Origin of the sequence: Mangrovibacterium sp., from assembly GCF_041596335.1 — a bacterium.
GTDB lineage: Bacteria > Bacteroidota > Bacteroidia > Bacteroidales > Prolixibacteraceae > Mangrovibacterium.
Window position 1 is genome coordinate 18,426 of record NZ_JBFHIT010000055.1, and the last position, 11,686, is coordinate 30,111.

The following is an 11,686-nucleotide window of genomic DNA, read 5'->3' on the forward strand; positions in this document are numbered from 1 at the left end:
TAAATTCGTCAGAAGCAACTATTACCTCTACAGAAGCAGCAAAAATGCTCTACAACATAGCTACCGTGTTCGCACACGATGGCGATTTCATACAAGAAAAGGCGAATAACTACCCAGCACCAGAAAGACAACTGTTTTCGATATCCACGAAAACACCTTTAAAGTGGCGTTTCATTTTGCATCAGCGAAAGGCCGGGTTGCGAAACACTGCACCAATAAACACCAACAATTGTATCAAATCCGGGAGATTGATGCTTTTGTACTAATCGGTCGCTGTTTCACCCCAAACATCCGACCTAGATCGTTCGATACACTTTTATCGAAACAGGTCCGAATAAGATTCACTTAAATCGAATCATTCCGTTCCACCGCCTGTTCCTCACTCAAAAAGCGACAAAATAATGTTGTAAAATATTTTTTCCGTGTGCGAACACGACACTCCAAATATTTGTTGTAGATTTGATAAGAAGAGAAATGAATAAATATCCAACTAAAAATTCAACGTCATTAAACCAACAAAAAGAATACGAATAAAAGATATTGCCCATAAGGCGAATGTATCCATCGGCACTGTTGACCGGGTCATTCATAATCGCGGCGAAGTAAATCCGGAAACGAAAGCGAAAATATTAAAAATACTCGAAGAACTAGATTACCGGCCGAATATTCTGGCCAGCACCCTGGCTTCAAAAAAAACACATTCATTTTCTATTTTGTTGCCCGAGGTTTCCGATCCGGATGCCTACTGGAGCAAACCTCTTCGGGGCGTGAATGATGCTGCGGGCGAATTGCAACAGTATGGTATCGTGATCGATTTACAACAGTTTTCGCAATCATCTCCGCAGTCATTTGTCGAAAAAGCAGAACTAATCCTGTCAAAGAATCCGGAAGGAGTAGTACTAGCACCTTTCTTCTCGCGGGAAGCAAGAGATTTCGTTGAAAAACTCGATGCCCTTAAAATTCCTTATGTGTTTATCGACTCTAACATTGATGAATGCAATAAATTGAGTTTCATCGGACAAAATTCTTTCCAATGTGGCACACTTGCAGCGAAACTCTTCGATTATTCATTACCTGATGATTCGAAGATTCTGATTATTCACTTTGGTAAAGAACTCGACAATCAAAACCATCCCAAACAACGGGAAATTGGTTTTTACAATTATTTCAACGCCAAACCTGAGGGAACCGGTAAAAACCTGTTTACGTCAGAAATTGAAATTGCGCCAAATGAGGATCTTTTCAAGACAATCGACCATGAGATCGACAAATTAGGTGGAGTAAACGGCATATTTGTAACAAATTCGCAGGTATACAGAATAGCCGAATACGTTGTATCGCGGAACATGCAGCCCATTCGACTACTGGGGCATGACCTGATTCGACAAAATGCAGAATTTCTGCAAACAGGTGTGATCGACTTTTTAATTTGTCAACGTCCGGAGGAACAAGGGCATGAGGCTGTGCTAACGCTATTCGACCATATTATTCTAAAGAAACAGGTACGCACAGACAACTACACATCGATCGATATCGTAACCAAAGAAAACCTGACCTACTATAAAGAATTTAATCTAAGTAATTATGGAACCTATTAATTTTAATGATCTCTCCGGTAAAGTTTGTGTTGTAACCGGCGGCTATGGTGTACTCGGACTCGAGATGGTGAAAGCCCTGGCTTCGGTAAAAGCTAAAATTGCCATACTGGGACGAAACAAAGAAGCGGCAGACAAGGCTGCTACCGAAATTAGCTCGACTTATGGAACCCAAATTATCGGTGTTCAGGCTGATGTTCTGGACAAGTCGTCTTTGGAGAAGGCTAAAAGCATTATCAATCAACAACTTGGCGACATCGACATTCTGGTAAATGGAGCGGGTGGAAATAGCCCTGCGGCGACAACCAAAGTTGAAGAGTTAACTGAAGACAACCTGGACAAATTGGAGGATTCTTTCTTCGGCCTAAAAATGGAAGGCTTTGACCATGTTTTCGACCTAAACTTTAAAGGTACTTTATTGCCGACAATGGTATTTGCCATCGACATGGTAAAAAATCGCAAGGGAGCAATCCTCAACATCACCTCGATGAATTCATACAAACCACTGACAAAGATCCCGGCCTATTCGGCTGCAAAAGCGGCAATCAATAATTTCACTGAGTGGCTGTCTGTTCATTTTGCGAAAACCGGAATACGGGTAAATGCAATTGCTCCCGGATTTTTTATTACCGACCAAAATCGCTTTTTGGTAATCGATGAAAAAACCGGAAATTTCTCTGCTCGTGGTCAAAAAATAGTCAACGGAACACCAATGGGAAAATTCGGCGAACCCGACGATATGCGTGGTGTGACACTATTCCTGTTGTCGGACCTGGCAAAATTCATCACAGGCATCGTAATTCCGGTCGATGGTGGATTTAATGCGTACAGTGGAGTATAACGTACTAAAATCATTTTCAGCAAAAAGAAACATTAATTCATTTTTAATCATGAACTTACAATTAAAAGAAGACTTTAAATATTCGTTACTGGTTCCAACCAGCATGGGAGTACGTATTACACCGGTAAACGGCCAACCGGTTCATAGTAGCAATTTGTTCGAAATGCAGGCTACCAGTGCCGAAACAAATGTGGCTAGTGTCGCTTCATTTTTAGGCTTACCGGTAAAAGTTTTAACCACCTTCGTGAAAGGTAGCCCAATCGCTCAATTCATTAAAAGCAACCTGCGAAGCCGCCATATGGACTACGAAGGCCCGGAAGTAGCGCAGGGTGACCCGTGGGGATATCGTCACCAGTTTAATATTGCCGATAGCGGTTTTGGATCGCGCGGACCTCGTGTACAAAACGACCGTGCCGGCGAAGTTGGCCGAACCTTAAATGTAAAAGATTTTGACTTGGAGCGAATTTTTGGAGCAGAAGGTGTTCAAATAGTCCACCTCTCCGGACTTATCGCGGCACTATCGCCCGAAACCAGCACTTTCTGTCTGGAAATTGCCCGTGCTGCTAAAAAGTATGGCACCCGCATCTCGTTCGACCTCAACTATCGCGCTTCATTTTGGAAAGGTCGCGAAGAAGAATTGCGTAAAAACTTCGAAGAAATCGCTTCCGTTTCCGATATCCTAATTGGCAATGAAGAAGACTTCCAATTGTGTTTCGGTATTCAAGGACCGGAAGCCGGAGGAAAAGGTATTAATGACGAAATTGAAGGATTCAAGGGGCTCATTAATAATGTAAAAAAAGCGTTTCCTAATGCACAGGTTTTTGCAACCACGCTTCGCCAGGTAATTAGTACAAACGAACATCTATGGGGTGCCGTATTGCTTGCCGGCGATGAGTGGCAGGTTATTGAACCGCGTAAAATTAACGTGCTCGACCGCATTGGCGGAGGCGACGGTTTTGTAGGTGGGATGCTTTATGCCATTTTAAAAGGTTGGGATGCTGAAAAGTGGCCACAATTTGGCTGGGCAACAGGTGCTTTGGCAACCACGTTTTTAACCGACTACGGTCAGCCGGCCGACGAAGAAATGGTTTGGAGCATCTGGCAAGGTAATGCCCGGGTAAAACGCTAATTGGCTAAAACCCGTTATTTGCAATGTGGCTGTTGTGCTTTCAACGAAAAAAAAGGACAACAGTCACATCGTTTCCAACAGTTTAATATCATTAAACAAAGCACGATGATTTATTACGAAATTGGCTCAACAAGCCATGATTTAAAAAAAGAAGACCTGAAAAAGGGCTTGTTTGCAGCCTTCGAAAAGTTGACGGACGTGAATAAAGTGCTGGCTATTCCGCCAGACTACACCCGACTGCCAAGTAGAGCCGGAGATTTGACAGAACTGACCTGGGAATATTACGGAGACAAGCTTACCGATGTGCTTCCGGCGCTGGGCACTCACTCGCCTATGACCAAAGAACAGATTCACCACATGTTCGGCAAATTGCCCGAAGAACTAATTCGCCCCCACGACTGGCGCAACGATGTGGTAACCGTAGGCACGGTTCCTGCCGAATTTGTGAAAGAAGTTTCGGATGGTGCCGTTGAATTTCCATGGCCTGCACAAGTCAACAAATTGTTGCTCGACGGAAATTTCGATCTTATTTTATCCATCGGACAAGTCGTTCCGCACGAAGTAGTTGGAATGGCAAACTACAATAAAAATATTTTTGTCGGCACTGGTGGTTCCGAAGGAATCAACAAAAGCCACTTTATTGGTGCAGCCTATGGTATGGAGCGAATGATGGGCCATGCGGACACGCCGGTTCGCAGGGTGTTTAATTATGCTTCGGATAACTTCACACAGGACTTGCCAATTCTTTATGTCCAGACGGTTGTTGGACTCGATAAAGCGGATGGAAAGATTAAATGTCGTGGATTATTTATTGGCGACGACTTTGAAGTGTTCGACAAAGCTGCAAAACTTTCCCTTCAGGTAAATTTTGAAATGCTAGACAGGCCATTGAAGAAAGTAGTCGTTTGGCTCGATCCGACCGAGTTTAAATCAACCTGGCTAGGAAACAAATCGGTGTACCGAACCCGAATGGCGATTGACGATGCAGGGGAATTAATCGTACTGGCTCCGGCCTTGAAAGAATTTGGCGAAGATAAAGAGATTGACCGCCTGATCCGCAAATACGGCTATTTCGGAACACCAACCACCTTGAAAGCGGTTGATGAAAACAAAGAACTGCAAGATAATCTCGGAGCTGCGGCTCATTTAATCCATGGATCTTCTGAAGGCCGTTTCTCAATCACCTATTGCCCGGGCAAAAAAGAAGGAAACCTCACACAACAGGAAATTGAAAGTGTCGGTTTTATTTATGGTGATTTCGACGAAATGACTGCAAAATACAATCCTGAAAAGCTGAAAGACGGCTTCAACATAATGCCTGATGGTGAAGAAGTGTTCTACATTTCAAATCCTGCGATCGGACTGTGGGCTTTCAAAGACCGCTTTAAGTATTAGGTTTTTTAAATCTATACACTCAAAAAATTAATGACAAAACTTGAAAACATAGCGTGGGGCATTATAGGTTGCGGTGATGTTACCGAACTAAAAAGCGGACCGGCTTTTCAAAAGACAGAGCATTCGAAACTAGTTGCTGTTATGCGACGAAATGCTGAAAAAGCGGCAGACTATGCTAAGCGACACGGTGTACCAAAGTGGTATTCCGATGCCGACCAGTTGATCAACGATCCGGTGATCAATGCGATTTATGTTGCAACTCCTCCTGATTCTCATGCCGAATACGCCATAAAATCAATGCGTGCCGGAAAACCGGTGTATGTTGAAAAACCAATGGCAACAAGCTATGCTGAATGTCGCGAAATGTTGCGAGTTTCGGAAGAAACCGGTGTGCCACTAAATGTGGCTTACTACCGGCGCACACTCCCGGCCTTTTTAAAAGTCGAAGAACTGATTGAGACTGATGTCCTTGGAAAGGTCTTAACGGTCGCGATCACCTTGCACCAGGCGAATAAGAAACAAGCTAACGATCCGAATGCCGAACCAAACTGGCGCATTGATCCACAAATTGCCGGAGCCGGCTTGTTTTTTGATTTGGCTTCCCATCAGTTCGACTATCTGGATTACTTGTTCGGCCCCATCACAAAGGCACAAGGCGTTGCTTCGAATCTGGCCGGATTATACGAAGCCGAGGACACCGTTTCGGCCAGTTTCGAATTTGCGAATGGCATTTGCGGAACCGGAAACTGGTGCTTTGTTGTCGACCAGGCAGCAGAGAAAGATACGATTGAAATTACCGGAACAAAAGGAAAAGTTAGCTTGTCCTGCTTCAGTCACGGCCCTGTTGAACTGGCGACAGCTGCCGGGAAAGAGCATTTCAAATTTTCGAACCCTGAGAATATTTCGCACTATTTGGTGAAAAATGTCGTTCAATCGCTGCGGGGTGAAAGAACCTGTGTTAGCACCGGAAAATCGGCTGCCCGGACAAATAAAGTTCTGGAGGAAATCGTGAAAAACTATTACAAACCGTGAACCACAGAGGCATATTGAGCACAATAGAAACTTCGTTCTGCACAATATGTCTCATGAAAACGAAACAGATAAATTAGAAAATTAGAACCTTTGCGACCTAGTGTCTAGGTGGTTCATACAATAAAACTGAATATGAAATTCATTGTCGACGATAAAATACCCTACATTCAGGGGGCATTGGAACCGTTCGGCGAGGTCATTTACCTGCCGGGTTCAAAAACTACCGCTGATGTTGTTCGCGATGCCGATGCAATTGTGACCCGCACACGAACGATCTGCAACGAGAAACTATTGAAAGGTTCATCGGTAAAGTTCATTGCAACAGCTACCATTGGTTTCGACCATATCGACACCAACTACTGTGCTGAAGCAGGCATCCAGTGGACCAATGCTCCCGGTTGCAATAGCAAATCGGTGGAGCAATATGTGGCCTCCACCCTATTTGTACTAGCCGAAAAACATCAGTTTAAACTTGAAGGTAAAACAATTGGAGTTGTGGGTGTGGGACAGGTTGGTTCAAAAGTTGCTCGCTTTTGCGAAACAATTGGCATGAAAGTCCTGCTGAACGACCCCCCCAGAGCCAGAGCTGAAGGGCCCGGGAAATTCGTCAGCCTAACTGAGATTCAGGAGAAGGCTGATTTTATCTCCATTCACGTTCCGTTGAATATGGACGGCGAAGACGCAACCTACCATTTAGCTGACGAGCGCTTTTTTAATCATCTGCCGCAAAAGTCTTTTGTGATAAACTCGTGTCGTGGTGAGGTTGTTGAAAGTTCGGCAGCGAAGCAAGCACTGAAGAACAGCAAAATTAAGGGGCTGGTTTTGGATTGTTGGGAAAATGAACCAAATTTGGATCCGGAACTGCTAGATGCCTGCGAACTGGCTACTCCGCATATTGCCGGATACTCCAAAGATGGCAAAGCGAACGGAACCAGCATGAGTGTTCAGGCGATCAGTCGTTTTTTTGGTTTGGGTGTCGACAACTGGACCTGTCCAAATATCGAACTTCCGGAGCGAACAAAAATTACATTAGATGGTTTCAGCAGTACCGACGAAGAAATCATTGCGAAAGCCATTCTTTCTACTTACGACATTCGAAATGACGATGTCGCATTGAGAAGGCATCCGGCGGATTTTGAAATACTGAGGGGTGATTACCCGGTTCGTCGCGAGTTTCCGATTTTCACAATTGAAGCTGAAAACATGCAGAAAAGTGCAATTGAGAAGCTTAAACAAATTGGATTTCAAATAAAAAGCAAAGAATAACTTTAAAAAATCAAGAATAATAAATTCATAAAAAAAATGAAGAAATTAGCAGATATCGGGCTAATCGGGCTTGCCGTAATGGGCGAAAACCTGGTTTTGAACATGGAAAGCAAAGGCTTTACGGTGGCTGTTTACAACCGTACCGTTGAAAAAGTTGACAAATTTATTAGCGGTCGTGGTGCCGGTAAAAATTTCATTGGAGCGCATTCTATTGAAGAATTGGTTGCTTCGTTGGAAAAACCACGCAAAGTAATGATGCTGGTGAAAGCTGGTAAGCCGGTCGATGATTTCATCGAATTGCTGATTCCACATTTGGAACCGGGCGACATTATTATCGACGGTGGCAACTCGCATTTCCCCGATTCAATTCGCCGGACAAAATATGTTGAAAGTAAAGGCTTATTGTTCGTTGGCTCAGGTGTTTCGGGCGGTGAAGAAGGTGCGCTAAAAGGTCCATCGATGATGCCGGGTGGAAGCCCTGCTGCATGGCCGGCCGTGAAAGATATTTTTCAAGGAATTGCCGCAAAGGTTGAAGATGGTTCTCCTTGTTGCGACTGGGTTGGTGAAGACGGCGCCGGACATTTTGTAAAAATGGTGCACAACGGTATTGAGTACGGTGATATGCAAATCATTAACGAAGCGTACCACGTGATGAAAGATCTGCTGGGAATGAGCGCCGATGAAATGCACGAAGTATTCAAAGTTTGGAATACTCAGGAATTGGATTCATACCTGACTGAAATTACCCGCGACATCCTCGCTTTCAAAGACGAAGACGGTGAGCCATTGGTTGAAAAAATACTCGATACTGCCGGACAAAAAGGAACCGGAAAATGGACTGGTGTTACAGCTCTTGACTTAGGTATTCCGTTGACTTTGATCGGCGAATCGGTGTTCTCTCGTTGCTTGTCTGCTCAAAAAGATTTGCGTGTACAGGCTTCAAAAATCATCAGCGGACCAAAACCTGAATTTACAGGTGATAAAACACAAATGATTGAAGACTTAAAAATGGCCTTGTTTGGCGCTAAAATCATATCGTACGCGCAAGGTTATAACCTGATGATGGAAGCTGCCAAAGAATACAAATGGAACCTGAACTACGGCGGTATCGCGCTGATGTGGCGTGGTGGATGTATCATTCGTTCCGCGTTCCTGGCTGACATTAAAGTGGCATTCGACAAAAATCCAGGATTGGAAAACTTGCTGCTTGATCCATTCTTTAAGGAAAAAGTGGAAGCTGCTCAAGCCGGATGGCGCCGTGTGTGCGCTGCTGCTCTAACAAATGGCATTCCTGTACCGGCATTGACTTCGGCATTGTGTTACTTCGATGGTTTCCGCAGCGAACGCCTGCCGGCCAACTTGCTGCAGGCACAGCGCGACTATTTCGGAGCACATACTTACGAGCGTGTTGACAAGCCACGTGGCCAATTCTTCCACACCAACTGGACGGGCCGTGGAGGCGATACCGCTTCGACAACTTACGATGTTTAACTGACCTCAAATAGCGATTAACGCTTGAAGAATACACTTGACGTGAAGCCTTCAGCCGAAAAGATTTCTATTTTGAAGATCGATTACAAAGCCGCATCCTTTCGAGGGAGGCGGCTTTTTTTCATCGTTTTTTTCGAATGCGAGCCCTGTCGGTATCATCCATCGAACATTCCCCCTCTATTGAGCGCAAAGCTCGCCAAAAACGAGCCTTCCTAACATTCACTTTACAAACAACGTTTTGTTGACCGATTGATGAAGGAGCAAAGCGCTTTTGGATACTTTCGCGACAAAATCGAATCAATCATGATTATCAGGGAACGAAAAAACTGGCTGCGGATGCTGTTCATCTGGCATGGATCGGTACTACCGAAAATTATGCCTCGCTTAATTATACTCGCCATATTCTCCATCATCATCTATCTTTTCCAGGGTTCGCTGTTCAGCTATAAAGTCACGTTGAACCCATCAGCTTTTACACTAATTGGAGTTGCGTTGGCAATCTTTCTGGGCTTTTGCAATACGGCCGCTTACGATCGATTCTGGGAAGGTCGGAAGCTTTGGGGCGCTCTTGTGAATGACACCCGTAATATTGTGCGGCAAATAATCACTTATGTGAAGAACGACGCTAATGAAGAGACTGACACAAAAGACGCCGTCAGACTAACCATTGCATTTGCCTATGCGCTAAAACATCAGCTTCGGGAAACAAACGCTATGGACGATCTGAAAAGGTTACTACCCGATTCACAATGCAAGCAATTGGAGCAAATTCGATTCAAACCGGTATTCTTGCTAAAATACCTCGCCGATTGGGTTAATGCTGCAGAGAAAGTTGGGAAAATTGATACCATCACCAAGATGGGCATTGATCAGAACCTGGATAAACTTTCGGAAATTGTGGGCGGCTGCGAACGGATTGCCAGTACTCCAATTCCCTATCCGTATCATGTTCTTCTGCACCGAACTGTTTATATCTATTGCTTTTTATTGCCCTTTGGACTCGTTGACACGATCGGATGGATGACTCCGATTATGGTGACTTTTATCGGCTACACATTTATGGCTCTGGATTCTATCGTCGACGAAATTTCGGATCCGTTTGGCACCGAACCGAACGATTTGGCACTGAATACCCTGTGTACAACCGTTGAATACTCTCTTCTGGAGCTAGCAGAGATGTCGGCTCCAGAACCCATCAAAAAATCCGAACAATATTTTTTAGATTAAACATTCGTTTAAAGCTGAAAAATTCAACAGAAGTTGTGATTCCCGAAATCAGGATTGCAATTCCCGAACCTTCACACCCTGCTCACAGCTAACAATTCCTTTACACAACGGCTAAATTTCGATAAACCAGAAGCACCGAATCAGAATTTCATCTAAATTCGCCGACAGATTGTAAACCTGACAATAACCTCCAGTAGAACCGATCGGTTTTAAGATTATAAACATGTATTTTAGCAAAAGAATAACTCGCACACTACTTCTCGATCGGCAATATTTCCCTGTAGCTCAATTGTTTTTGAGCCTGAGTTTAATGTTCGGCACCTGGATCGTCTATTTACCTTCGATCACCCATAAGTTGGACATGAATGAAGGGAAACTAGGAATCGCGCTATTTGGCGGTGCTGTTGGTTCGCTTATTTCCATTTGGATTGGCAACCGAATGGTCAAAAAACTAGGTGAAGGGAAACTCGCGCTCATCGGAGTGCTCGGGATGACGTTTTTCATCTTCAGCTACTTTGTGGCTGAAAACTTCCTTCAATTAGCCTCATTCATGTTTCTTTTTGGACTTACAAGCGGGATCCTTCAAATCGGCCTCAATACGGTTGTCTCAACCATAGAGAACCGCGATCAAATATCGATTATGTCGTCGTGCCACGCCTGGTTTAGTTTAGGAGGTATGCTTTCAGCGGGTTTCGGCAGCTTGTTAATGGTCTGGTTAAACAATCCGTTGCTGCATATCGGTCTGGCAACAGGAATTGTTTTGTTGATGCAGGTTTTTAGCTATCCTAAATACCTATCGCTGAAAAACGCGGTTGAAGCAAAAAAAGACACTAAAAGAACGAACAATATTTCCAATCCTCGTTTGTGGGCATTGGCCATAGTTGCAGTAACAGCTATGGTATCGGAAGGTGCCATAGCCGACTGGAGCGGCTTGTATTTGCGCGATGTAACAATGGGCGCAAGCAGTCAGCTCGGCCTGGGATATGCCGGATTTTCGATGCTGATGACTTTGGGGCGGTTCTGCGGCGATTATTTTAGCAATCGATTGGGTCCGTGGCAAATCCTGTTGAACGGATTTTTGATCAGTATTATCGGACTGCTGTTTGTATTCGCGACAAATACTGGAATCGCATTATTCGGTTTTGCACTGGTTGGTGCCGGATTTTCAATACTTGTGCCCGAAGCCTACCGACTTTCAACTAAAATTGAAGGAGTCTCTCCTGCTGCCGGAATCTCGTTTATGGCCGGAGCAGGATATCTGGGATTTCTGGGCGGACCTGTACTCATTGGAACCATTGCCGAACATAGTGGCCTGAAAGCGGGTTTTATGTTTGTCTTCGTTCTTGTTTTGCTTGGATTGGCTACAGCCTTCTTGCTGAAATTGCATCACCGAAATTCACCTTGGTTAAGTTTCCTATCCTTTCGATTCCGCAAATCGGCCTAACTCTCCGGATTCTCACTACTTATTGGTTGCTCAATAAGTATTCGGTCAATCTAAAGCCTTGTTTTATTGACTTATGGCAGGTGTATCTCCGGTTAAAAACCTAAATTTGCAAATTCAATTCGGCGCATTCCAAAAAATAATAGTAGTTTTGCGCAATTTTTTAACACAAAAAGCTGGCATATCATGGCAAAATACTCGAATGAAGTTTCAAGAACCTTTAGTGAATACCTGCTTATCCCCGGGCTAACCGGCAAAGACTGCAACCC

General features: G+C 44.2%; 9 protein-coding genes and 1 pseudogene. All 10 read left to right on the forward strand.

The features are described 5' to 3' along the window. Window positions 1-539: 539 nt before the first annotated feature. Window positions 540-653 (forward strand): annotated as a pseudogene (locus tag ABZD21_RS15990) (helix-turn-helix domain-containing protein); the annotation flags it as partial. 63 nt (window positions 654-716) lie between these two features. Further along, complete coding sequence (locus ABZD21_RS15995) at window positions 717-1,598, forward strand: substrate-binding domain-containing protein (RefSeq protein WP_372776093.1); 882 nt, start codon at window positions 717-719, stop codon at window positions 1,596-1,598. After that, window positions 1,585-2,436: an SDR family oxidoreductase gene (locus ABZD21_RS16000; protein WP_372776094.1), complete on the forward strand. Its 852-nt coding sequence runs from the start codon at window positions 1,585-1,587 to the stop codon at window positions 2,434-2,436. The genes ABZD21_RS15995 and ABZD21_RS16000 overlap by 14 nt, the downstream gene beginning before the upstream one ends. 49 nt (window positions 2,437-2,485) lie before the next feature. After that, window positions 2,486-3,565 carry a sugar kinase gene (locus ABZD21_RS16005; protein ID WP_372776096.1) on the forward strand — a complete coding sequence of 360 codons (1,080 nt, stop codon included), beginning with the start codon at window positions 2,486-2,488 and terminating at the stop codon, window positions 3,563-3,565. Between the two features lie 105 nt (window positions 3,566-3,670). Next, window positions 3,671-4,960 carry a lactate racemase domain-containing protein gene (locus tag ABZD21_RS16010; protein ID WP_372776097.1) on the forward strand — a complete coding sequence of 430 codons (1,290 nt, stop codon included), beginning with the start codon at window positions 3,671-3,673 and terminating at the stop codon, window positions 4,958-4,960. A gap of 30 nt (window positions 4,961-4,990) precedes the next feature. After that, the gene (locus tag ABZD21_RS16015; protein WP_372776098.1) at window positions 4,991-5,992 is read left to right on the forward strand and encodes a Gfo/Idh/MocA family protein; all 1,002 of its coding nucleotides are present in this window, start codon (window positions 4,991-4,993) and stop codon (window positions 5,990-5,992) included. Window positions 5,993-6,124: 132 nt separating this feature from the next. Then, window positions 6,125-7,258, forward strand: coding sequence for a 4-phosphoerythronate dehydrogenase PdxB (gene pdxB / locus ABZD21_RS16020; protein WP_372776099.1), 1,134 nt, complete (start codon window positions 6,125-6,127; stop codon window positions 7,256-7,258). Between the two features lie 36 nt (window positions 7,259-7,294). Further along, complete coding sequence (gene gnd, locus ABZD21_RS16025; RefSeq protein ID WP_372776100.1) at window positions 7,295-8,749, forward strand: decarboxylating NADP(+)-dependent phosphogluconate dehydrogenase; 1,455 nt, start codon at window positions 7,295-7,297, stop codon at window positions 8,747-8,749. A 303-nt stretch (window positions 8,750-9,052) separates the two neighbouring features. Next, window positions 9,053-9,976: a bestrophin family protein gene (locus tag ABZD21_RS16030; protein WP_372776101.1), complete on the forward strand. Its 924-nt coding sequence runs from the start codon at window positions 9,053-9,055 to the stop codon at window positions 9,974-9,976. 223 nt (window positions 9,977-10,199) lie between these two features. Next, window positions 10,200-11,420: an MFS transporter gene (locus ABZD21_RS16035; RefSeq protein ID WP_372776103.1), complete on the forward strand. Its 1,221-nt coding sequence runs from the start codon at window positions 10,200-10,202 to the stop codon at window positions 11,418-11,420. Window positions 11,421-11,686 lie beyond the last annotated feature (266 nt).

Coding starts and splice junctions, on each gene's coding strand:
- ABZD21_RS16000 (WP_372776094.1), top strand. CDS start 1,585: ATGGAACCTATTAATTTTAATGATCTCTCCGGTAAAGTTTGTGTTGTA.
- ABZD21_RS16030 (WP_372776101.1), top strand. CDS start 9,053: ATGATTATCAGGGAACGAAAAAACTGGCTGCGGATGCTGTTCATCTGG.
- pdxB (WP_372776099.1), top strand. CDS start 6,125: ATGAAATTCATTGTCGACGATAAAATACCCTACATTCAGGGGGCATTG.
- gnd (WP_372776100.1), top strand. CDS start 7,295: ATGAAGAAATTAGCAGATATCGGGCTAATCGGGCTTGCCGTAATGGGC.
- ABZD21_RS16035 (WP_372776103.1), top strand. CDS start 10,200: ATGTATTTTAGCAAAAGAATAACTCGCACACTACTTCTCGATCGGCAA.
- ABZD21_RS16015 (WP_372776098.1), top strand. CDS start 4,991: ATGACAAAACTTGAAAACATAGCGTGGGGCATTATAGGTTGCGGTGAT.
- ABZD21_RS16010 (WP_372776097.1), top strand. CDS start 3,671: ATGATTTATTACGAAATTGGCTCAACAAGCCATGATTTAAAAAAAGAA.
- ABZD21_RS16005 (WP_372776096.1), top strand. CDS start 2,486: ATGAACTTACAATTAAAAGAAGACTTTAAATATTCGTTACTGGTTCCA.